Here is a 24,902-nt window from a genome sequence, read left to right on the forward strand (position 1 = left end):
GCAATCGTCTGCATGTTAAATAACAATTCATTGTTATTTTTACCCACCCTTATTGTGTAAAAAAATAAAGAGCTTATGCCAGACGATAAACCAAAACCACCCGGTATTTTTAGCCTGCTGAAACCATATTCGGGTTTGGTATTTATGCTGATACTGTTTGCTATATTTAGCAACAGTGCTAACCTTTGGCTGCCAAAAATCATTTCGCACGGCATTGACGATTATATCCACAGTATGATGCAGCGTGTGCATTTTGATACATCGCCGGTTATTATCAAGTTTTCGCTGGCAGTTGTGTTCATTTTTATCTGCTCATTCTTTCAAAGCGTTATTCAAACTTATACATCTGAAAAAGTGGCGCGCGACCTGCGCTCACGGTTATCAGACAAAATATCGCGCCAGAGCTATGCCTTTGTTGAGTCGGCTAATCCTTCAAAATTGCTTACAAATCTTACTGCTGATGTTGACTCAATCAAGCTTTTTGTTTCGCAGGCGCTAGTGTCTATCGTTTCATCGGTATTTATAATTGTTGGCGCCAGTATTTTGCTGCTAACTATTAACTGGAAACTTGCACTTTGCGTTATTGCCATTATCCCGATTATAGGCGGCACATTTTTCTACGTGCTAAAAAGAGTGCGGGCATTGTTTATGAAAGCCCGCGAGGTTATCGACTGGCTAAACAAGGTGATAAACGAAAGTATTTTAGGAGCGGCGCTGATACGTGTTATCAATTCGCAGCAACTGGAGTTTGATAAGTTTTTGCAGGCCAATACAAAAGCCAAAGATTTCGGCATGTCCATTTTGCGCCTGTTTGCAGGGCTAATACCGGTTATTACTTTCTCAGCTAATATTGCCATGCTGAGCATTTTGGCATTAGGCGGGCATTTTATTATTAACGGCACCATGAGCCTTGGTGATTTCGGCGCGTTTAACAGCTACCTGGCTCAGCTGATATTCCCGATTTTGGTGATCGGTTTTATGAGCAACATTATAGCCGCGGCCACTGCATCTTTCCAGCGGATAAATGCGGTTTTAAATGCATCCGACAATATTGAAACCGGCATGGTAACCGAAACTCTAAAAGGTGATATCCTGCTTAATGATGTGTCGCTGGTGTATGGTCAAAAACCGGCGCTTAAAGATATATCGATAAATATTAAGGCGGGTGCTAAAATTGCCATAATAGGGCCTCCGGCTGCTGGCAAAACCCAGTTACTTTACCTGCTCACCGGGTTGATAAAGCCAAACGGCGGTAGTATTTTGTTTGATGGCAGAACGATTGATGAATACAATAGCGAATCGTTCCACAGCCAGGTGGGTTTTGTTTTCCAGGACAGTATCATCTTTAATATGAGTATTCGCGAAAATATTGCCTTTAGCGATACGGTTACTGACGAATCGTTGCAAAAAGCTATTGAAACTGCCGAACTGAAAGAGTTTATAGATAGCTTACCTGATAAGCTGAGCACCATAGTTTCGGAGCGCGGCTCCAGTCTTTCGGGCGGACAGAAGCAGCGGATTATGCTGGCTAGGGCGTTGGCGATAAATCCCAGGGTTTTATTGCTGGATGATTTTACCGCACGAGTCGACGGAAATACTGAAAAGAAGATATTGGCCAATGTGCAGAAGAATTACCCAGGCCTAACCTTGCTTTCGGTTACCCAAAAAATAGCCTCGGTTGAACACTACGACCAGATAATTTTATTAATGGAGGGCGAAATTATTGCAAGCGGTAAACATGACCACCTGATGAAGACCAGCCCCGAATACGTACAGATATATAACTCGCAACAAAGCACCAGCAATTATGAACTACAACCTAAATGACCTGCAGGCCAAGGCGCCCAAGTCATCAACCTGGTCGTCGCTTGGGAAATTGCTGCAGTTGATATCGCACGAAAAGAAAAACCTGTGGCTGGCGTTGATGACCATTTTGGTAACATCAAGCATTAACCTGGTTGGTCCGCTGATTATTGGCAGAACCATTGACGATTATATTTTTGTGCCCCAGAAAAACTATCATGGCGTATTGGTAAACTGCGCGATATTGTTTTGCCTGTACCTGGTATCGTTGGTTTCGAGCTATGTACAAACTATGTTGATGGGCGGGGTAGGGCAGCGCATGTTGTTCACGTTGCGTAATTCCATCTTTAATAAATTGCAATTGCTGCCGGTTGGTTTTTTCAATCAAAACAAAGCCGGCGATTTGATATCGCGTGTAAACAATGACACCGATAAGCTTAACCAGTTTTTTTCGCAGCAGTTGATGCAGTTTATCGGCAGCATCGCCACTATGACGGGCGCGGGTATATTTTTGCTGTCGATAAATATCAAACTTGGTTCGGCTACGCTGATACCGGCAGTGGTGATTTTACTGTTCACAAGCATCACATCGGCATGGGTAAAAAGCAAAAATGCCAGGAACCTCAAAAGCGTTGGTGGAATGAGCGCTGAAATACAGGAAAGCCTGAATAATTTTCGGGTTATTATTGCCTTTAATCGCCGCGATTATTTCCGCAAAAAGTTTGATGAAGCAAACCAGGAGAATTATAAAACAGCAATTGGCGCTGGCATAGCTAACAACTCGTATGTGCCGGTTTATGCATTGTTATCGAGCTTTGCGCAGATAATTGTGTTTGCCTATGGTATTTATTTGTTTTCGCGCGGGGAAATTGGCATCGGTCTGGTGGCTGTTAGTTTTGCATCATATGCCAATAATTTTTATAACCCATTACGTCAGTTGGCGGCATTGTGGACAGGTTTCCAAACGGCTATGGCCGGGTGGGACAGGATTGCGCAAATATTATCGCTGGAAACCGACCTGGTAAAAGTTGAAAAAACCATACCCGAAACAGAAGCACCTTTACTCGAATTCAGGGACGTGCATTTTGGATATGATGAAGACAAAGAAATACTGCACAACATCAGCTTTAAACTGGAGCAAGGAAAAACATACGCATTGGTTGGCCCAACAGGTGGAGGTAAAACAACAACGGCATCTCTTATTGCCCGCCTTTACGACCCGAATAAAGGAATGGTACTGCTTGAAGGTGCCGATATCCGCTCATTTGACCCAACTGAGCGCACTAAAAAAATTGGCTTTATTTTGCAGGAGCCGTTCCTGTTTACCGGCACTGTTCGCGAGAATATTTTATACGGTAACGAACTGTATGTAAACCATACAAACGAGCAATTGGAAGAGGTAATAAAAGAAGCTAACCTGGGAACCCTGCTGGCCATTTTTGAAAGCGGCCTGGATACTAAAGTACTATCGGGCGGCGACAGCATCAGCCTGGGCCAAAAACAACTGATAGCGTTTATGCGGGCCGTATTGCGTAACCCCGACTTGCTGATTTTGGATGAGGCTACCGCCAACATAGATACCATTACCGAAAAATTGCTAAGTGACATTTTAAATAACCTGCCCGCAACAACTACAAGGGTAATAATAGCCCACCGGCTAAACACTATCGAGAATGCTGATGAAATATTCTTTGTAAACTCAGGCGAAGTAATCCGCGCCGGGTCGTTTGACCATGCGATGGATATGCTGTTGCAGGGGAAAAGGACGAGTTAAGTTTGAGTCGGGAAAGTCAGTAAAGTCGGGAAAGTCAATAAAGACGCAAGAAAGTTGATCTAATAACTTTCCCGACTTTCGGTCTTTCGGACTTTACTTAATTTCGGGACTTTCGGACTAAAAAAAAAATCCCTACACTTGTAAATAAACTATAAACCGATTATGCAGAGATATACTGGTCAAAAACGAATTTTAGTTGCTACAGATTGTATAATATTCGGATTTGACGGATGGAACTTAAAGCTGTTACTGGTACAGCGCAATATTGAACCTGAGAAAGATAAATGGAGTTTAATGGGCGGCTTTATCCAGCCCTCCGAATCGCCGGAAGATGCGGCAAACCGCGTTTTGGAATTGCGCACAGGATTGAAAGATGTTTATATGGAGCAATTCCAGGTGTTTGGCAAACCAGACCGCGACCCTGTTGAACGTACTTTGTCAATTGCCTATTTCGCCCTTATCGATATACATCAATACGAAAAAGAGATAAACGATGAATACCACGCTGAGTGGTTTTTATTGGACGAAATGCCTGAACTGATATTTGACCACGCTGAAATGGTTAAGCTAGCCCAAAAGCAATTGCGTTATAAGGCTGCGCTCCATCCCATATTATTTCAATTATTGCCCGAGAAATTCACTATACCTCAATTACAGGCCCTTTACGAAGGTGTTTATAATACCACTTTCGATGACCGTAACTTTAGCCGAAAACTATTGTCGACCGGCCTTTTGGTTAAGCTGAACGAGAAAGATAAATTTTCCTCAAAAAAAGGCGCATTTTATTACAAGCTCGACCAATCACATTATGCAGAAAACTTCGAACGGTTTTTGAATTTGGTGCCCAATCCCGACAAGTTTTTTTAAGGCTCACGCTGAAGGTGCTGAAAATCAAACGCTAATTGTTAAAAAAGATATCAATTTAAGCGTTTATTTGAAGGAAAAATACAATCTTTATGTCCCCTTAAGGATTTACCTGAATGTATTTATCCTAAGCCATGAGGAGCCTTTTACAAAGTATTATTACTGTATTCCTGGTTTGCATACGTATACTGGCATGGGCGCAATCCCCCCAGACGGTAAATAACGGACAGCAAACCCAGCCCGTAGCTTTTCCGCCAGGGTGCGTTTTTAATTGGACAAATGATAAGCCAAGTATTGGCCTGCCTGCAAGCGGCACAGGCGACATAGCTCCATTTACTGCGATTAATAATGGTACGACCCCGGTTGTTGCTACAATTAAGGCGACGCCCGTGCCATTGGGATATGCGTACATAAGCAACCAAAGCTCCAACGATATTTCGGTTATAAGTGTTGTTACGCATATGGTGGTCAAAACCATTCCTTTACCGGGACAACTAAACCCCTTTGGCGTTGCTGCTACTCCTGATGGCAGTAAAGTATACATAACTAATGTTGGTTCGGGCACCGTATCTGTAATAAGCACAGCAAGTAACACGGTAATAAAAACTATTACAGTGGGCGACGGCCCGTTTGGTATTGCTGCAAGTCCCAACGGTACTACGGTGTACGCCATAAATAGCAACAGCGGCACCATTTCTGTTATAAATACTGCAACCGATGCTGTAGATGCAACGATAAACGGGTTAATTACACCGCAGGGAGCTTGCGTTAGCCCCGATGGAAAATGGCTGTACGTTACCAATGCAAGTGGCAACGCAAGTCTTTACATAGTTAACACAGCTACAAACGCTGTCGATTTTACTATACCGCTAAACGGGACATGCAACGGTGGAATAGCGATAAGTCCCGATGGCAACACATTATACATTGCCAATAATGCCCCAGGTACTATAACGGTTTTTAACACCCTCACTAAAACCGAAACTAAACTTATAATAGGAGTAAGCGGGCCGTACGGCGTAACTGCAAGTCCAGATGGCAAACGGGTATATGTTGCAAACAGTTTTACAAAAAAGGTATCTGTAATTAACACCGCCACCAATATCATTATAAAAACTATCAATACCAGCGGTGTTCCGTTTGGGGTATCGGTTAGTACCGATGGCAAGGAATTATATGTTGCAAACCATGTTTCCAATAAAGTTGATATTATAAGTACAGCTACAAATAGTGTAATAACCTCGGTAGATGTAGGAAGCGACCCGCTTTCACTTGGGATATTTACAACCAGTATAGGCTGTAACGGCCCGCCTGTTACATTTTCAATTACAGTAAACCCTGCTGCGCCAACAATTATTGCAGGGCCTGTAACCGGGTCAATCTCCGCTTGTGTGGGTACAGCATCTGCAAGCCCGGATATCCAGCAATTTACCGTATCGGGAAGCGATTTAACAACCGGGATAAAGGCAGCTGCTCCAGCGGGATTCGAGGTGTCGCTTTCGGCAAACAGCGGTTATGGCAGCAGCGTGTTGTTAAACCAATCGGGCGGTAAAGTAACCAATGTGGTGGTGTTTGTCCGTTCTGCAGCTTCGGCGACTGGCAGTATATCCGGCAATGTAGTGCTTACCTCAGCGGGAGCACCCGACCAAAATGTGGCCGTTAGCGGCGTGGTAAATGCGTTGCTGACAGTTGACCCGGTAACAGATAAAATTTACTACAATGGTGATGTTACAAGCCCGGTAGTATTTACCGGCACGGCTGGTAAATTTACCTGGACCAACGATAAACCAGGAATAGGGCTGCCTGCAAACAGCATAGGAGATTTGCCCTCGTTTACCGCCGTCAATACCGGAACTACCCCTGTTATTGCTACAATTAAGGTAACGCCTTTGCCAACAGATTACGCTTACGTGGCCAACCAGGGGTCAAATATGATTGCTGTTATTAATTGCACTACGCATAAGGTAATTAAAACTATAAATGGTGGTTCAATACCTGTTGGCATAGTGACAAGTGCTGACGGAAAAAGAGTATATATCGCAAATAATGACGCCAGTACGGTTTCGGTAATTAACACTGCCGATAACACATTATTAACCTCGATCTCTGTAGGGAATAGCCCTTACGGCATAGCTATAAGTCCGGATGGCAGCCGGGTATATACGGCAAACTCCAACGCTGCTTCTATATCAGTGATTGAAACACAAAATAACAGTGTTCTTACTACAATACCCAATCTGCCCAGCATTATTTCGATAGCTATAAGCCCTGATGGTAAGTGGGTGTACGCGGCAACAGAAGGGAGCCCTAATGCGGTGTATATTATTAACGCATCAACTAATGTACTCGATTCAACCATACCTCTCGGTTCTTCTTATAATTATGGCATGGTTATAACACCTGATGGTAAAAGCCTCTATTTTACAAACAATCAGAATAGTTCTGTTACCCGGGTGAACCTGGTTACCAAGGCGGTATCGTCCATCCCGGTTGGTGGCGGGCCGTATGGTATTGCCATTAACTCCACGGGCACCAGGGTGTATGTTGCCTGCAGCCAGGCAAACGAAGTGGATATTATTAACACCGCCACTAATGCTGTTATAAAATCGCTGCCTGCCACGGGCGCCCCTTTTACCGTATCGGTAAGCAGCGACGACAAAGAGTTGTACGTTACCAACCGTTCCGCCAATGCCGTTGACGTATTTAACACTGCCAATTATAGCAAGATAACCACTATTACAGGCCCGGCCTTTGATAACCCAATGTCGTTAGGCAATTTCATAAGCAAGGGGCCGGGTTGCCCGGGACAGCCCATTACATTTACTATTACGGTAAAGACAGCAACAGCCCAATTAACTGCAACAGCGGCAACAGGCACCATTTCGGCATGTGAAGGTTCGCCATCGGCCGGTCCGAATATTCAGCAGTTTACACTTTCAGGTACAGCGTTGACAGCGGGTGTAACGGTACAGGCACCGGCTAAATTTGAAGTATCACTTAATCCGGCAGCCGGATACGGCATTTCAATATCGCTCACCCCTGTAGCCGGCAAACTTAGTAATACTATTATTTATGTACGGTCGGCGCAAACAGCTACAGGCAGTATATCCGGTAATGTTGTAATATCGTCTGCCGGCGTAACCGACCAAAGCGTAGCCGTTAATGGGGAGGTGAACAGATTGCTAACGGTAAATCCGGTAGTAGATAGAACTTACAACAATGGGGATGTCACTACCCTGATACCATTTAACGGCACTGCAAGTACCTTTAACTGGACTAATGATACGCCGGGAATAGGCCTGGCTGCAAGCGGCACCGGCGATATAACACCGTTTATAGCGCTCAACAACGGGAGCACCCTGCTTATGGCTACAATAACGGCTACACCCGTGCCCACAAGCTATGCCTACATAGCCTGTGCCGGGTTAAATTCTGTAGCTGTCATCAATTGTACTACACACAAGGTCATTAAATCTATTGACGTCGCCTCTAAACTTTACGGAGTAGCCGCCAGCCTAGATGGGAGAAAAGTATATTTCATTAACAATAATACGGCAGGCGTAGTGTCGGTAATTAACACTGCCGATAATACGCTATTAACCACTATAACGGTAGGAAAAGATCCGTTGAACGTAGTTCTTAGTCCGGATGGCAGCCGCGTATATGTTACCAATTCAGGCGACGCTTCTATTTCGGTAATTAATGCAAGAACCAACACTGTTGTCACCACAATACTCAATTTGCCGGAGGTTGTTTCGGTATGTGTTAGCCCCGATGGCAAGTGGTTGTACGCAGCAACCAGCGCTAACTCTAATAAAGTGTACATTATTAACGCATCAACCAATGTGGTTGATTCGGTAATACCCCTCAGTACATCATATAATTATGGTATGATTATAACGCCTGATGGCAATGCCCTTTATATAACACACGCCGCAAGCAACACAGTAACACGGGTTAATCTTGTCACTAAATCCATATCGTCTATTGCAGTTGCCAGCGAACCGCATGGTATAGCTGTTAACTCAACAGGCACGCGGGCGTACGTGGCCTGCGGGGCAGGCCAGGTGGATATTATTAACACGGCTACAAATACCGTTATAAAAAAAATAAATATCGCCGCCACCACTGGTACATTATCTCTAACTAACGATGACAAAGAATTATATGTGACCTCCCAAACGCCTGATGCCGTTTATGTTTATAATACAGAAGATTACAGCTTGATAACTACCATAACCGGGCCGGAACTTAATAAGCCATATTCTTTCGGAAATTTTATCAGCAAGGAGGCGAGCTGCATCGGTCAACCAATTACGTTCGCAATTAAAGTAAAGGCCACAACACCCAAGATAACCGCAACAGCGGCAACAGGCACTATTTCGGCATGTGAAGGTTCGCCGTCAGCTAGTCCCAATATTCAGCAGTTTACGGTCTCGGGAACCGGTTTGACGGCCGGGGTAACAGCAACAGCTCCCGCAGGTTTCGAAGTATCGTTATTGCCTAACAGTGGCTACGGCAATAGTGTAATATTAAACCAGGCAGGCGGGCTTGTAACAAATATTGTAGTTTATGTTCGTTCTGCGGCTTCTGCAACGGGCAATATCGCTGATAATGTGGTGGTAACTTCTACAGGCGCTGCCGACCAAAGCGTCGCCGTTGCAGGGACTATAAATGCGTTGCCAACCGTAGATAAACCGGGCGATGCAACATATACCAACGGTGGCGTTACTACCACGGTAAACTTTACCGGTACAGGCACGAGTTTTACATGGACAAATGATAAACCGGGGATCGGGTTACCTGCAAATGGTTTCGGCGATATCCCATTATTTACTGCTGTAAATACCGGGACAACGGCAATAACGGCCACCATAAAAGTAACGCCGGCAAATGCTACAGGATGCCCCGGTATACCGCAAACGTTCACCATCAAAGTAAATGCGTCGCCTGCAATTACTGCTACCGTGGTTAGCGGCAGCATTTCAGCCTGTGTGGGTACAGCCTCAGTAAGTCCCAATATTCAGCAATTTACGGTTTCGGGAACAGGTTTAACAGCTGGAATAACTGTCACGGCACCGGCCGGTTTTGAAGTGTCATTGTCGGCAAACAATGGTTTTAGCGGCGCAGTTACGCTAAACCAGTCTGCTGGGAAAGTAACCAATGTGCTGGTTTATGTAAGATCGGCGGCTTCGGCAGTGGTAGGGCCTATTTCGGGTAAAATTACACTCGCTACGGCAGGGGCAACAAATTTAACAGTAGAGGTGAGCGGAACAGTCAGCGCGTTACCTGTTATGGACCCGGTGGGCGACAAAATATACGTAAATGGTGATATTACTACTGCTGTTAATTTTACAGGAACAGGTAATATATTCCATTGGGTTAATGACACACCGGCAATAGGACTCCCGGCGAGCGGAACAGGTGATTTGCCCTCGTTTACGGCTGTTAATGTCAGTGGATCTCAGCTTAAAGCCACTATTACCGTAACACCGGAAACTAAAAAATATGGCTACGTTACCAATGCAAATGATAACACCGTTTCAGTTATTGATATTTCTACCAATAAAGCCGTGGCGACAATACCTGTTGGTAGTAATCCGGTAAGGATCACTATTTCGCCCGACGGCAGCAGGGTATATGTTACTAACGAAAGCTCTGATGATGTTTCGGTAATAAATACATCAACAAACAGCGTAATTAATACAATTCCCGTAGGAGGAGTACCATCTGCAACGGTAATAAGTTCCGACGGCAGCAAGCTATACGTTGCCAATATATACGATAATAACATTTCGGTTATTGGCACAGGCAGCAGCAGCGTTGTGAAAACCATCCCGGCAGGACTAACACCCTTGGGTGTTGTGCTGAGTAACGACGGGAAACTCTTGTATGTATCAAATAATGGTGAAAACGATTTATGGGTGATTGATACGGCAACCGGTGCATTAATTGACAATATACCGGTGGGAAAGCAGGCCGAGGGCATCGCGATGAGCAGAGATGGTAATTGGGTTTATGTATCAAATTTTCAGGATGGAACCATTTCAGTAATTAATACGGCGACTAATAAAGTAACGGCAACCTTGCCTATAGGCAGTAATCCATCAGCCATCACTGTTACTCCTGATGGTAAATTGTTGTATTCAACCAGTGACCTCGATGATAAAATTTTAGTAATTGATATAGCGTCCAAACAAATTGTTAAAACAATTACAGTGGGTACAAAGCCCTGGGGTATGTTATTGAACCGCGACGGCAGCTTACTATACGTTACGACCCCCGCGGATAATACGGTTTTAGTTATCAATACAGCCACCAACCAGGTGGTAAATAAAATTCTGGTGGGGGCTGCGCCCAGCGCATTCGGTACCCTTGCGGTGCCGGGGGCCGACTGCCCTGGCATTCCGGCTACTTTTACAATTACAGTTAACGTCCAAACCCCTTCAATTACACACAGTGCTGTAACTGGCACAATAATTGCCTGCGCCGGCTCGCCATCTGCCAGCCCCAACGTCCAGCAGTTTGCAGTTTCGGGCACTGCTTTGACTGGCGATATAACTGCTATGGCTCCCATTGGATTTGAAGTTTCACTCTCGGCAATCAGCGGCTTTACTAAGAGCGTAACCCTGGCACGTACGAACGGCAGTGTTTCAAATGTTGTGGTATATGTAAGATCGGCCGACTATGCGATAGGGAGTGTTTCAGGCGATGTCGATTTATCAACTCCAGGAATACCTACTCAAACGGTTCCCGTTAGGGGTCTTGTAAATGCCTTACCAACGGTTAATGCAATAGGCAATCAAACCAAACAAGATGGCGATGCCACCGATGCCATTAGTTTTGCAGGCAGCGGAAACCAGTTCAGATGGACCAATGATAAGCCGGGGATCGGCTTGCCCGCGGCCGGTTTAGGTGATATCGCCTCGTTTAAAGCTATAAACACCGGCGCAACTGATATCACAGCAACTGTAACCGTGACACCGCTAAAACTCGGGTACGCATATATTCCCGATTTGCAGTCAAACGATGTTTCGGTAGTAAGCCTGGCATCTAATTCGGTGATAGCTTTTTTGCCGGTAGGAAATCACCCCATCGGTGTGACAATTAATGCCAGGAATAATCTGATTTACGTTACAAACGCTGATGGTTCAACGGTGTCAATAATCGATCCGGCTACAAATACCGTTAAGGGATCTATTCCGGTCGGGAGTTCACCGTATGGTATAAAATCAAATGCGGATGGCAGTTTGCTGTTTGTTGCAAGTTTAAACGGCAATAGTGTGGCGGTGATTGATGTTTTAACCAATGCGGTGATACATACTATAGACGGCTTTACAGGGCCCATTGATGTTGCCGTGAGCCCCGATGGTGGCACCCTATACGTATCAAACAATAGGTCGACCACGGTATCAGTTATTCGCATAGCTGACTATACCCTTCAAAAAACGATAAATGTGGGCGAGGGCCCCTATGGGCTGTGTTTTAGCCCGGATGGCAGCAAGTTATATGTCGCCAATCAGACCTCGCGTGATATTTCGGTAATTAACACCGCAACGAATACGGTTTCAGGCACCATTACGGGCAACTTCTCTCCCCTTTACCTGGGGATCAGTCCCGATGGCAGCAGGCTATATATTCCAAATGTAGCATCTACTAATGTTTCGGTGGTAAATACAGCTACAAATGCTGTAGTGGCCACTATTGAAGGATTTGGGCAGCCAACGGGCGTGAACGTTAGCCCCGATGGGAAGTTTGTTTACGTTACCAGCCAGAGTGAAAATAAGTTGTCTGTTATTGACGCTGCAACAAACACTGTATTTAACGAGATACCAGTAGGGAAAGACCCTGCGGCCATTGGAACCTTCCTGAGCCCCAGCCCTGCGTGTGATGGCCAGCCGGTAACATTTACTATTACAGTAAAAGCATCGCTGCCGCCGGTAATTACTAACGACCAGCCGCCAAATGGCGTCAATACTATTTATGGCACACCTTCGCCGGTAACATCGTTTACCATATCAGGCAGAGATATGAGGGAAGGTATTAAGGTGACCCCGCCAGCCGGCGTTGAAGTAAGTACCGATAATATCAATTTCAGCAATACCATCACCGTGGGCGCCGCAGGCACTATCGCTCCGACTACAATTTATGTTCGATTGGCAAAAAACGCGCCGGTTGGCTCTTACGGGGGCTCTATAAGCCTGGAGAGCACAGGCGTAAATACTATTTACCCTCAATTGCCGGTAAGTTTAGTTAGTCCGGCACCGCTTACGGTAATTGCAAATGCCAAAAGTAAGAACTATGGCATCTTGCTTGCCGGTGCACCCGGCTCGGCTGATTTTACTGTTGTCGGCTTACAGAATAGCGAAACCGTCCAAACCGTAACCATTACATATGGGCAAGGCGCAGCGGCAACCGACCCGGCAGGTACCTACGCAGGCTCAGTAACACCGGCAGACGTAATCGGCGTGACATTTGACCCGAAGAATTATGCAATTACCTATATGAATGCTGACCTTACGGTTAATAAGATGCCATTGACAATAACCGCTGATGATAAAATCAAAACTTACAAAGACCCTAATCCAATACTAACTTTAACTTACAGCGGGTTTGTAAATAATGAAAGCCCCGCACAATTAACATCGCTGCCGGTTGTTTCAACTATTGCCGACGAAACATCCCTTCCGGGAAAATACACCATTTTAGTTTCCGGGGCTGCTTCGCCAAATTATGATATTGCTTTGGTAAACGGTGTGCTTACGGTTTTAGGAATAAACGTGCCGTTAAAAATCCCAAACACTTTTACCCCCAATGACGATGGCATAAATGATACCTGGAACATCGCCAATATCGACAGTTACCCAGGTTGCATAGTAAATATTTACAACAGGTGGGGGCAAAATGTATTTTCATCTGTTGGTTATGGCAAATCGTGGGATGGCAGGTATAAAGGGACATTGCTGCCTGTTAGTACCTATTACTATATTATCGATCTTAAAAATGATAGCAAACCATATTCAGGCAGCATTACAATTATAAGGTAATGCAGCAAAACAGGTTTACAAGTGAGACATTAATTGTGGTGTTAAATTGGTGAGTTTTGTTGCATAAAAGATTAATTTTTGAAAATTAACCTTAATTAAAAATTAAAATAACGCGCAGGTATATACAAGGGATAAGGAGAAAAACTATATTCGTATATTGGTTGCATTGTGTATCGCTTGATTTGAACGATATTAAGCGTACTACCAACCTAACTATAGCAATAACTTTAACGTAAACACGTTCGTAGCAAAAACGGCTTTTATAGAACCATTATATATTAATGAAAAGAATTTTATACTTATTGTTCGTTTTTATTTCATGCTTACAATTGGTATCGGCCCAGCAAAAGCCGCAATACACACAGTATGTATTTAATAACTACCTGTTAAACCCGGCGGTTGCAGGTATTGAAAATTATACCGATGTTAAAGCAGGTTACCGCAGCCAGTGGACTGGTTTGCAGGGGGCACCTGTTACCAGCTATTTAACTATCAGCGCACCGCTTGGTTCCAACTTTTTAAATGGCGATGCTACGGCATTTCCGGCTACTGGTGGCATAAACCCGTCGAGCAGGCTATACACACAAAACTATATGGCTGCTGAGCCGCACCACGGCATAGGCGCCAGCATAATTAGTGACCAGGCTGGCCCGATAAATCAAACAACTTTTAATTTGTCATATGCTTATCACCTGGGGCTTGCTGCCAACTTAAACCTTGCAGTAGGGGCATCAGCAGGATTTAACCATATCAGCCTTAATACGGCCTTAATAACGCTTGAAAATCCGCTTGACCCTGCGATAAGCAACGGCAACAACAGCCAGTGGAAACCCGACCTAAGCATCGGTACATGGCTATATTCGTCTACTTATTACATTGGTGCATCGGTGCAGCAGCTTATACCGCAAAACCTTTATTTTAGCTCGAGTAAAGCGTATAACCAAAGCAAAACGGTGCCGCAGTATTTTTTAACCGGTGGGGTTAAGGTTTTTTTAACTGATGAAATAACGCTACTGCCATCCTTTTTGATAAAGGTTATTCAGCCTACACCAATCACTTATGATTTAAATGCCAAGTTTTCGTTCAGTGATAAATTTTGGTTTGGCGGATCGTATCGTCACAACGATTCATTCGGCGTGTTGGCCGGCGTAAATGTTAGTTCATTTATAAATATCGGCTATTCGTATGATATTACCACATCAGCCTTAAATACTGTAAGTAATGGCACCCACGAAATTGTGATTGGTTTGTTGCTTAACAACAGGTATAAGGTTACTTGTCCGCAGCACCTTTTTTAAGAAGGCCCCCAGCCCCCTAAAGGGGGAGTAAAAGAATTTCAATACGATATAACTTGCCAGGTTTTCAAAACTTGGCAAGTTGTCTTTCGTTATGCAAATCAAAAACTCCCCCTTTAGGGGGCCGGGGGGCTTCGACTACAGTTCCTTTCTCAACCTTGCAACAGGTATATTCATCTGCTCACGGTATTTGGCTACGGTACGGCGGGCAATGTTGTAGCCGGCATCTTTAAGTATTTCGGTAAGTTTTTCATCGGCCAGGGGATGGCGTTTATCTTCTTTACCTATATGTTCTTCAAGTATCTTCTTAACTTCTTTATTTGATACTTCCTCACCACTTTCAGTCTGTATAGCCTCGGAGAAAAAGGACTTCAGCAGGAACGTCCCGAACTCAGTTTGCACATATTTTGAATTGGCAACACGTGAAACCGTCGAAATATCCATATTAATACGATCGGCAATGTCCTTCAATATCATCGGTTTCAGGTTCTTGTCGTCGCCGGTTAGGAAGAACTCGTATTGATATTGCATTATAGCATTCATGGTTTTTAACAGCGTTTGCTGGCGCTGCTTAATAGCATCGATAAACCATTTTGCCGAATCGAGCTTTTGTTTTACAAACTGAACGGCCTCTTTTAACTTCTTATCCCGCTGCGATGCTTTGTCGTAATGCTCAAACATCTCCTGGTACGAGCGGCTCACCCTAAGTTCGGGAGCGTTTTTTGAATTGAGCGTCAGTATCAGTATCCCGTCGTTGTTTGAGATATGGAAATCAGGTATCACCTGCATTTGCTTGGTATTTACCTCGTTCGAGTCGCCGGGTTTTGGGTTAAGTTTCAGAATTTCATTAACAACTGCCTTTAATTCAGCAGATGTCATGTTTAGCGATTTTTCAAGCTTATCGTAATGTTTGCGGGTAAACTCGTCCAGGTAATGTTCAACTACCATCATTGCTTTTTTTACGATGGGGTCGCCTTCTTTTTTTCTTAGTTGTATTATCAGGCATTCCTGCAGGCTGCGGGCGCCAACGCCGGCAGGGTCAAAAGTTTGTATTACCTTCAGCATATCTTCAACCTCTTCATCTTCGGCAAAAACATTTTGCGAAAATGCAAGGTCGTCAGTAAGTGAAGTTATCGGACGGCGCAGATACCCGTCATCGTCGAGACTGCCTATGATCTGTTTACCTATCCTGAAGTCTTTATCCGAAAGAGGAAGTAAATCAAGCTGCTGCTGCAAGCTTTCAAAAAATGAACTTTGTACTGCAATAGGGATCTCTTTGCGCTCATCCTCGTCGTCGCCATTCTGGTCATAACGCGACCCATATTCGTTTACGTTATCTTCCTGCAGGTAGTCGTCAATATTGAACTCATCAGGCTCGCCTTTCTCTTCGTCACCATTATAAGTATCTTCTTCCGGGTCGCGGTCTGGATAAGCTTCTTCAGGTTCGTTTAAGTTAGTAAGGCTTAAATCTTCAAGGGCCGGGTTCTCCTCCAATTCCTCTTTTATACGGGTATCTAATGATACGGTAGGCACCTGCAGCAATTTTATAAATTGTATCTGCTGTGGCGAGAGTTTTTGTAAAAGCTTTTGTTGAAGATTCTGTTTTAACATAAATTAGACTGGGGTCAAAAATACACCAATTACTTTAACTAAAAAATAATTAAGATAAATGGCGATTGACATTGGTGTTAAATGCCAAAAAAAATATTTTGTTTGTACGGCAAGCAAATTTATTTGTTACTTTAGGTCAACCAAAAATCAGGGCATATGGCTATAATCAAAGAATTTAAAGAATTTGCCATGCGTGGCAACGTTGTCGACCTGGCAGTCGGCGTTATTATTGGCGCGGCTTTCGGCAAAATTGTTACTTCGTTAGTTAACGATATAATAATGCCGCCAATTGGATTTCTCACCGGTGGTATCGATTTCAAAAACTTAAAGGTGATAATTAAACCTGGTGATCCGGCAAAAAAGATTGCGGATGTATCAATTAATTACGGCAATTTCATCAATACCTTTATCGAATTCCTTATTATCGCTTTTTGTATTTTTATGGTGGTAAAGGCCATTAATTCATTGAAAAAGCCCGAAGAAGCACCTGCTGACGCACCGGACCCGGGGCCAACCAAAGAAGAAGTTTTACTTACTGAAATACGCGATTTACTTGCTGCAGGCAAAAAGTAATCCATTTAGCGAACGTACGTCTGCATGGTCCTGTCAAAATGAATGCTTCAGTTTGACAGGACTGTTTTTTTTTAACTACCGTCCACCTGCTACCGGTATAGTTTTGTGTAACCCGTCGACCTTTAAACGGGTTGAAAACCGGATTGACTTTCCTTCCGGCGCTACAATAATGGCGTAGGGCCACCAGACATTTGTTGCAGTTTTAATGTCGTCGCTTATATAATACCTGTCGCGCCCTTTCAATTGGCTGCCGGCAATTGATGTATAGCTATTTCCGCCCGAATACGGGTCATATATCTCCAGGTAAAAATGGTAGCTGGTTTGTTTATAGCCTTTAACAAACAAAAAATGGCCCCAGCCCGCCGCATCGGTCTGATAAAATTTTTGTGTATGCTGGTAGTCAAAATTATTAAAGGGTACCGAAAACATGTCCAGGCATAGTATCAGTGCGTCGCCATTATCAATAGCTTGTTTCACAAGGGCTGCAACATCGCTCAATGTATCAACTGCATTATTTATGCCATGTTCGGTTAGGTACTGCTGCACATGATTGGTATACCACCAGCCTCCCGATGATAAAATTTCATCCCGGGCGTCAACTGGTTTTTTGTTGAATGTTGAGTCAGCCCATTTTAAGGCCATTGTAGTAACGGTTGGCCCACAATTTATTGCCTGGAATGTGCTGCCGTCAAACTGGTCGTAATAAAAATCATAGCTTTTATTTAGGCTGGTGCCGCCCTGCATTATTCCGCCAACCCCAAAGTATTGAAGTTCTGTTTGTAGCACTATGGTAAACGATGTGTGGCGCACGTTATCGGGCGAACTAACCGTAAGCACCGGTTGACTGGTAAGATCAATTACGGCGCTGCCAGCAACCGCTGTACTGTTTACCGTTGCATTAACATTGGCGGCTAGTGTAAACGTTGCAGTAAGCTTATGTATATCTGCGCCATCGGGCAGTGTTGTCGTAATAGTATTTGTAAGTGTGTCTATTACTGATGGTACCAACTCGCCATTTATGGAAAAGCTTACCAATCCTTTCTCTAAGCTGTGATTTACGGGTAAATGTGTGGGCGATTCCCCGGTGTTTTTCGAATCTTTTTTACACGAGGAGTTTAAAAGCAACCCAAAAACCAACGCAAATAAATAAGCGATGTTCTTCATACAGAAAGGTTTATAAACCAAATCTACTAATAATTTAGTTTGAAATGAAAAATCATGCTGTATTATTTAACCCGGACTCAAAGCAGACGCGGAGCCCGTTGATATAAAAACAGGGCAAAAGCGCGCAATCTTTAAAACGTCTTGGGCAATTTAGGGTCTGTCAATATAATATAGTCGCCTTTGGCGGTAAACTTGCTCCAATCGGGGTTGGCGAAGTTGTCATCGGCGTAGGCGGCAATGTTTAATATGCGGATGTTTGGTGCATACTTTTTTAACTGCGCGGCAGTGCCCAGCTTTTCTTCGCTGTGAAAACCGCCATTTACCTGGAATATTTTGAATCCATGATGTGCCTTATAAGTCTTTGCAATATTGTAGCCCATAGTGGCGTCCCAAAGGTTTTGCGCCTGGAATACTTTTGATTTGTTTACAGCTTCGTGTCCACCCATCACCTCAACAAATTTGTCGTAGTAGATTCCGGTAGCAGTATCAATAGGTAATGGCGGTAAAAAGGCTTTCCCGGTTGCGTCAAGCTGCTGCAAGCTGGTAAGGCCAAGCCGATTGGTCATGTTAACATAGCGTGCGGGGGCGTTGGCGGCTGTAACAGGTATGTGGTTGGCTTTTGCCAATTCTATCATTGGCCTGTAGTCTTTATAATTTTTCCAGGCCCGGGCTTCGGTAATAAAGTTCTTCTCACGTATAAAACCTGCAAGATATTCGTTCAAGGGTATTTGGCAATCGGTTTCAAACATTTCCATCGATAAGGCCACCGTGCCCGGATATTTATCAGCCAGTTTTTTGAACATGGCCTGCTCGAGGTAATGTCCGGTGGAGTCATTATGTTCTTCGCCAAAAAACAAGACATCTGCTTTGGTCATATCAGCTGCAATTTCATCGAGCGTAACAATTTTTTGTTTTGAAGCGCTGTAAATTTTGTAGTGGGTTGATAGTGAATCCTGGGCGAGAATGTAAAGGGGGAGGAGAAAGAGGATAATGGATAGTGATAGTTTCATTTTTAGCTGATTGAGTTGACTAAGTTGGATTATGTTGATTAAGATTAAATCTTTCCCACCTTTATTGTCATGCAATATATCAAACGATAACAACTTAATCAACCTATTGAACCCAATTCAATGTCACCAAAACTAAAAAGCAAAACAATATTTGAAAAACTACAAAAAATAACTACATTTGCGCTCTTGTTTTAAAAAACGACGAATAGAATAAATAGCCATGAAAAGAACGTTTCAGCCCTCACAAAGGAAAAGAAGAAATAAACACGGGTTCCGTGAGCGCATGTCAACTGCTAACGGCAGAAGGATTTTAGCTGCAAGAAGAGCTAAAGGCAGAAAAAGATTATCTGTTTCTGACGAGGGCAGCCATAAGTCATAATCCGGTTGCTTAGCCCGGATAGGGGGCTCCTGGCCGGTTATGTACTTAAATTTCGGTTCAGTTATCAGCAACAATGTATACTTTTAAAAAAGAAGAACGGTTATGTAATAAAGGGCTTATTGACAAGCTTTTTCATAACGGTTCTTCTTTTTTATGTTATCCTTTCAAAGCATCGTGGCTGCTTATTGACGAGCCCATGCAATTTCCTGCGCAGATTTTATTTTCGGTATCAAAGAGGCGCTACAAGCACGCTCACGACCGTAACTTAATAAAACGGCGTATGCGCGAAGCCTACAGGTTAAATAAACAACAGCATTTGTATGATGCACTTAACAGTGCCAGTAAAAATATCGTACTATCTGTTGGATTTATAGGCAAGGATATTGCTGAATATGATTTTGCTGAAAAAAAGATGTTGAAGCTTTTAACCCAGCTTTGTGCCGAAATTACTAAATGAAGGCCGTAAGCAATATATTGAAACTTATAGTTGGGTCAATATTCGTCGTCCTTATAAAAATATACCAATATTTTATTTCGCCGCTAACCGGGGCATCCTGCAGATATACGCCAACTTGTTCGCAATATGGCGTTGAGGCCATAAAAAAGCATGGTCCGTTTAAGGGCGGATGGTTAACTTTGAAACGTATTGCCAGTTGCAATCCCTGGGGTGGGCACGGGCACGACCCTGTACCTTGATGAAGAGTCCGAAGTCTTGAGTCTTAAGTCTTTAATTTGTAAGGCTGTTTTTGACGCGAGACTTAGGACTTAAGAATTTCGACTACAAAATGATACTACAAATAGAAACTGCCACCGCCTCATGCTCCGTTGCTTTAGCAAAGGATGGTAATGTTTTGGGCTTTAAGCAGGTTAACGGCCGTAATTTACACGCTGAGGTAATAACACGGTTTGTTGAAGAAATTATTACCGGCGCAGGTTTTTCATATAACAATCTGGACGCTATTGCCGTAAGCTGTGGGCCAGGCTCGTACACAGGCTTACGTATAGGTATATCAACGGCAAAAGGCTTATGTTTCGCGTTGGATAAGCCACTTATTGCTGTTGAAACTTTATCCGCTATGGCTGAGGGTGTTGCCGGGCTGGATGTATATAGCAACCAGACCGACCTGCTGCTATGCCCCATGATTGACGCCCGCCGCATGGAGGTCTACACCGCTATTTTTAACATCAATGGCGAAATCATAAAGCCAACTGCAGCTGAAATTGTTGATGAAAACAGTTTCGCTGATATTTTGCAGAATAACAAAGTGTTGTTTTTTGGCGATGGTGCTGAGAAATGTTTCAATGTTTTAAAGGCACACCCTAACGCTTTATACCTGCCCGATTTTTTAAACTCAGCTACTCACCTTACCAAAAAAGCTGCCGAAAAGTTTAACAACGGTAATTTTGAGGATGTCGCTTATTTTGAACCTTATTATCTTAAAGATTTTATTGCAGGTAAAAAAGCTTTGTAGGAATTTCGGATTTGGGACTTTCGATTTTTCGCGTTTGTTTGTTTTCAACGGCTGCTCAAGAGGGTTTCGCATTTAATTTGTCTTTTTCATTCCGAAATTGGCATTTCGCAATCCGAATTTAATAAATCCGAAATCGAAAATCCGACATCCAAAATCAAAACTAATCGTTTGTCTTAAATATTCTTCCCCACAGCCTGCCTAAAAAACCTTTTTCGCCGGTTGGGATGGAACTGGCATTCATTGGGTGCTCAATAACCGGGCCTATCTTGAGCGCAAAGCCAAGGAAGAAATCGGCTCCCGAAAATGAAAGGTTACTCTGGCTTGAAGATTTGCTTAATGCACCCTTAATCACACTGGCGGTTTGCCGGCCCCTGTCACTACCAATGTAGAAATCAAAATTGGGTGTTTGATACATAAACTGCCCGCCGATACCAAATAATTTCAGATCGTTATAGGTAGTTGTTACAGTAACGGTGTAGTTTTTATACTGAACCGGGTTAACCAGGGCACCGATAAAACCAGGGTAAAATAACTGTTTAGATGCTATAAGCGTTGGCATATACCTAAAAGTCTTATTATCGTCAATCCAAAACTTCTGGTTAACACTAAGTTCGGCCCGGCCATCAATTGGGGTGGTAAATGATGTTTGTGAGACACCGCCGTGAGTAATTCGCTCAACCTCATCGTATATATTCCCCTCACGTTTATTCGATGAAAGGCCATTTATAGTCGAAATGTCGTCGAAAGCATAAATATGAGAGCGGCCACTCCAATGGATATAACCAAAATCTTTGATATTACCCTGTATGATAAAGCCATCTTCCGTCCGGTAGGTTGCGCCTAACGAAATTGAAGCGCCCGGGTTTCTAAACGTAGGAAGGTAATCGCGCGGTACCAGGTGCCCTGGGATATAGCTGGAATAATACACTCCACTTAAGCCTAAAATAGCCGAATCGTTGGGCTTGTCAAGCACAATTTGTGAATGATTAATGTGCAGCTCTTCGTATTGTATACCCATTAACACGCTGAGTTTTGCGCCCAAAGTAAAATGTTTGTTAATTCTTTCCTTATAAGTGAAGCTAACCTGGTGATATGATTGAAAATAATAGCTATCATTAAAAATATCAGAATAGTTGTTGGCTTTGAAACTGCCTGGGCCATTTAGTATCGCCATGGATTCATCGGTGAATACACCAGCGCCTTCAGCTTTGGTTTGGGCTGCAAAACCGAGCTCTACGTCGCCGTTGAGGCTCGAGAACATCTTAAACATTAACAGGTATGCATTAACGTGCACATCCATGTGGTTGAATTTGCCCTGGCCAATCAGTAATGACGAATTGTTGTATTTGTTAGCAAAGGCACGGCTTTTTAGCGTTGCCTGGGCATCGCCGGTTATAAAAAAGTTGGCGTTGAAAGTTGGCAGTAGGAAGTTTGATGCAAACTGTTTGCTTGAGTCCGTAATGAAGGCTTTTTGCGACGGGTTTTCAAACGAGTCGTACAGGCTGCCGGTATTGTACTGGGAAAACTGTTGACCAAAGATTTTAACTGAGAACGATAGCAGCAAAAAAATAAATAAAATTTTCTTCATATAGCTCGCGATGCCGTGGCTTTTATATACGTTTTAAAGATAAACTTCCGAACTCACTATTAAAAATAATATTAATAATTAAGCCTTTTTAACGGAAATGAAAATGTATTGTTGTATTAAACAATGTCTATTTTAACTTATTATTAACAGTATCAGTACTTAGCCGCATACAAAAATTAGTATTGAAATTTTTGTCAACCGTTGTGAACTGAAACGAGGCCGCATAAAAGTCTTTCCAGCCGGGGCTTAGCGATTTAAAATCTTCGTAAAAACTTGTATTCATGTCACGCTCAAAAATTGGTTCCGCGTTTTTAAAATGCATGAAAAATGCAACGTTACTTTGGGCGGCCAGTAAGTTATTAAACTCGTTGTACTGTCCGTTTTTACTTAAAAATTTTCGGTTGATGTATATATCCGAAAAGCTTTGCAGTTCAACATTACTGTTTGCCAGCACCAGGTAGTTATCAATCACCATAAAATACGGTCTTTTGAAAATGCTGAAGGCATCGCCCAATAAAAAAAATGGTAATTTTTCGTAACTCAACATGCCTGTCGTTTCGTTATTCGTGGTGCTTAAAGCGGTAAGAACCAATTTCAACTTCGAGCCATCTTTTACTGATATAATTGCAAACTTTTCGAAATAACGGGTTGTAACAATTGCAAACTCGTTACCCAGCAAATTATCAAAATCGGTTTTTATCCTGATAGCCGTTTCAGTTTTTATCTTGTTGAAAAGCTTATCCCTTTCGGCTGCAAGGCCTGTTTTGGTTTGCCAGTCGTAAAGTGTGGCGCCAAATAATATTGGGTTTGATACCGAAAAATCAGTACTGTAGGCAGTTGTAGAAGGAAAGATCTCGTTTAAATGATTAACTACAGGCTGTTGGTTTGTAAACAGGTTTAAATAACTCGACGGGCCATTGTTTTGAACTTTTGTTGATCCATTAAACATAATGGCATCGCTGCGGTAGTTTAAGCTTAAAGCGGCTAGCGCAGGTAATTGTTTGAAATTTTTAAAAATGTCGGTGTTTCGGTTTTTAAAAAGCTGCTCAAACAACGCAGGGAACTGGTTGTAATTTACATACAGGTTGGCTAACGAATTATTCCTTTGCTGCTCGGCTAATAAAACAAAAGTTTGTGCACCCGCTTTGTTTTTATGCGAGGCGCTTTGGTCAATCAAATCTTTCGAAAAGCTGCCGGAAAAAATATTATCGCCTTTATTAATGATATAAAAACGTTTTTTAAGGGCGCTTATATAGATATTATAGCCCGACCTTCCGGCGGCACGGATTGGCGTTATCAATAGCCCGTTGTGTGGTTGTTTGGACAGTTCGTCAAATACCGAAGTCTCAAACTTAACTGACGGAGCCATCGTGAGTAACAAATCAATCCCGTCGGTTTTTGAAAGATGCAGGGAGACAAATATGTTTTGTGCTGTGAAATACGGGCTTAAGGTGGTGTTTTGGAGCAGGACTTGTCTTAAAGTATCCAATTGCCCCAGTTTTTGCTCCCCTATTATTGCTGCAAATAACTTACTGCCCTTGAAAATATCATAGAACCCCTTCTCGTTATTAAATTCAAAAATCAACGATGCATCATCGGGAATCAAATGCATAACCTGGCTGGTGCGACTGCCAGGCGGGTTTAAATTTTTAAAATAAACAACCGTTACATACGCAGTAGCCGCCAATAAAATTAGGGTAATAATTATTTGCTTTTTCATTGCGCCTTGCTGTGCAAATGTATGTATTAACAGTTGGCAAAGGTTGCAGTAGTTATAAACGTTTAAACATTGGGTTAAGTTGGAAGGGTTGTAAATGTTGTAATAGTTGAAAACGTTAAAACTATAACAACGGCAACCTTTACAACAACTACAACTTCTAACAGCCATTACAACTTTTTCCATCCATTCTGATTAACTTAGCTGTTTAATAAGGCATGAAGAAGAAAATATTTATTACGGCCTCAATATTTGGGGCCATTGCTGTAATAGCCGGAGCATTTGGCGCTCACGCTTTGCAGGGAAAATTAAAGCCACAGGATTTGCATGTGTGGGATACAGCTGTGCAATACCAATTTTACCATGTATTTGCTTTGCTGGGCCTGGCCGGGCTTAGCAGGTACCAAACCCGTTTAATAAAAGATTGTTACTATCTGTTTTCGGTGGGTATAATATTGTTTTCAGGCTCTTTATATCTCCTTGCTGCCCGCGAGTTAATTGGCTGGGAATGGCTGAACGTTATTGGCCCGGTGACCCCGATTGGCGGCGTGCTTTTTATTGGCGGATGGATTACAATGGCAGTTGCAGCAACAAAAAACAAATAG

At 43.1% G+C, this 24,902-nt stretch carries 16 protein-coding genes; 11 read left to right on the plus strand and 5 right to left on the minus strand.

Annotated elements, in window-relative coordinates; translation table 11 throughout:
- The first annotated feature begins 75 nt into the window (after positions 1-75).
- The 5 genes from Q0R52_RS18865 to Q0R52_RS18885 all read left to right on the plus strand — a co-directional run bounded on the left by Q0R52_RS18865 (position 76) and on the right by Q0R52_RS18885 (position 14,786).
- The gene (locus Q0R52_RS18865) at positions 76-1,827 is read left to right on the plus strand and encodes an ABC transporter ATP-binding protein (RefSeq protein ID WP_295797027.1); all 1,752 of its coding nucleotides are present in this window, start codon (positions 76-78) and stop codon (positions 1,825-1,827) included.
- The gene (locus Q0R52_RS18870) at positions 1,808-3,577 is read left to right on the plus strand and encodes an ABC transporter ATP-binding protein (protein WP_295797029.1); all 1,770 of its coding nucleotides are present in this window, start codon (positions 1,808-1,810) and stop codon (positions 3,575-3,577) included. Before Q0R52_RS18865 ends, Q0R52_RS18870 begins: the two co-directional genes overlap by 20 nt.
- A gap of 162 nt (positions 3,578-3,739) precedes the next feature.
- A complete protein-coding gene (locus Q0R52_RS18875; RefSeq protein ID WP_252789426.1) occupies positions 3,740-4,444 on the plus strand; it encodes an NUDIX domain-containing protein in 705 nt (234 codons plus the stop codon).
- A 131-nt stretch (positions 4,445-4,575) separates the two neighbouring features.
- Positions 4,576-13,488, plus strand: a complete 8,913-nt coding sequence (locus Q0R52_RS18880) for a beta-propeller fold lactonase family protein (protein ID WP_295797033.1) — start codon at positions 4,576-4,578, stop codon at positions 13,486-13,488.
- A 281-nt stretch (positions 13,489-13,769) separates the two neighbouring features.
- Positions 13,770-14,786 (plus strand): type IX secretion system membrane protein PorP/SprF, encoded by a 1,017-nt coding sequence (locus tag Q0R52_RS18885; RefSeq protein WP_295797035.1) that lies wholly within the window; start codon positions 13,770-13,772, stop codon positions 14,784-14,786.
- A gap of 135 nt (positions 14,787-14,921) precedes the next feature.
- Here the strand turns inward: Q0R52_RS18885 and rpoN are convergent, their stop codons facing one another.
- Positions 14,922-16,394 (minus strand): RNA polymerase factor sigma-54, encoded by a 1,473-nt coding sequence (gene rpoN / locus Q0R52_RS18890; RefSeq protein ID WP_252789432.1) that lies wholly within the window; start codon positions 16,392-16,394, stop codon positions 14,922-14,924.
- 156 nt (positions 16,395-16,550) lie between these two features.
- On the opposite strand from rpoN, the gene mscL reads away from it, so the two are divergent.
- Positions 16,551-16,967, plus strand: a complete 417-nt coding sequence (gene mscL / locus Q0R52_RS18895) for a large-conductance mechanosensitive channel protein MscL (RefSeq protein ID WP_295797037.1) — start codon at positions 16,551-16,553, stop codon at positions 16,965-16,967.
- A 75-nt stretch (positions 16,968-17,042) separates the two neighbouring features.
- Here mscL and Q0R52_RS18900 read toward each other — a convergent pair whose 3' ends face one another.
- Complete coding sequence (locus Q0R52_RS18900; protein WP_295797039.1) at positions 17,043-18,131, minus strand: C39 family peptidase; 1,089 nt, start codon at positions 18,129-18,131, stop codon at positions 17,043-17,045.
- A gap of 131 nt (positions 18,132-18,262) precedes the next feature.
- Positions 18,263-19,141 carry a ChaN family lipoprotein gene (locus Q0R52_RS18905; protein ID WP_295797041.1) on the minus strand — a complete coding sequence of 293 codons (879 nt, stop codon included), beginning with the start codon at positions 19,139-19,141 and terminating at the stop codon, positions 18,263-18,265.
- 220 nt (positions 19,142-19,361) lie between these two features.
- On the opposite strand from Q0R52_RS18905, the gene rpmH reads away from it, so the two are divergent.
- The 4 genes from rpmH (at position 19,362) to tsaB (ending at position 20,992) form a co-directional block, all read left to right on the plus strand.
- Positions 19,362-19,520: a 50S ribosomal protein L34 gene (rpmH, locus tag Q0R52_RS18910; protein ID WP_252789439.1), complete on the plus strand. Its 159-nt coding sequence runs from the start codon at positions 19,362-19,364 to the stop codon at positions 19,518-19,520.
- A gap of 73 nt (positions 19,521-19,593) precedes the next feature.
- Positions 19,594-19,977, plus strand: coding sequence for a ribonuclease P protein component (locus Q0R52_RS18915; protein ID WP_252789440.1), 384 nt, complete (start codon positions 19,594-19,596; stop codon positions 19,975-19,977).
- The gene (yidD, locus tag Q0R52_RS18920; protein WP_295797043.1) at positions 19,974-20,216 is read left to right on the plus strand and encodes a membrane protein insertion efficiency factor YidD; all 243 of its coding nucleotides are present in this window, start codon (positions 19,974-19,976) and stop codon (positions 20,214-20,216) included. The genes Q0R52_RS18915 and yidD overlap by 4 nt, the downstream gene beginning before the upstream one ends.
- Before the next feature lie 89 nt (positions 20,217-20,305).
- Positions 20,306-20,992: a tRNA (adenosine(37)-N6)-threonylcarbamoyltransferase complex dimerization subunit type 1 TsaB gene (gene tsaB / locus Q0R52_RS18925; RefSeq protein ID WP_252789443.1), complete on the plus strand. Its 687-nt coding sequence runs from the start codon at positions 20,306-20,308 to the stop codon at positions 20,990-20,992.
- A 160-nt stretch (positions 20,993-21,152) separates the two neighbouring features.
- Here the strand turns inward: tsaB and Q0R52_RS18930 are convergent, their stop codons facing one another.
- Both Q0R52_RS18930 and Q0R52_RS18935 read right to left on the minus strand, forming a co-directional pair.
- Complete coding sequence (locus Q0R52_RS18930; protein WP_252789445.1) at positions 21,153-22,580, minus strand: DUF5723 family protein; 1,428 nt, start codon at positions 22,578-22,580, stop codon at positions 21,153-21,155.
- A 127-nt stretch (positions 22,581-22,707) separates the two neighbouring features.
- Positions 22,708-24,300: a hypothetical protein gene (locus tag Q0R52_RS18935; protein WP_295797045.1), complete on the minus strand. Its 1,593-nt coding sequence runs from the start codon at positions 24,298-24,300 to the stop codon at positions 22,708-22,710.
- Positions 24,301-24,515: 215 nt separating this feature from the next.
- On the opposite strand from Q0R52_RS18935, the gene Q0R52_RS18940 reads away from it, so the two are divergent.
- Positions 24,516-24,902: a DUF423 domain-containing protein gene (locus Q0R52_RS18940; RefSeq protein WP_295797046.1), complete on the plus strand. Its 387-nt coding sequence runs from the start codon at positions 24,516-24,518 to the stop codon at positions 24,900-24,902.

The organism is Mucilaginibacter sp. (genome assembly GCF_025359345.1).
Taxonomy (GTDB): domain Bacteria; phylum Bacteroidota; class Bacteroidia; order Sphingobacteriales; family Sphingobacteriaceae; genus Mucilaginibacter.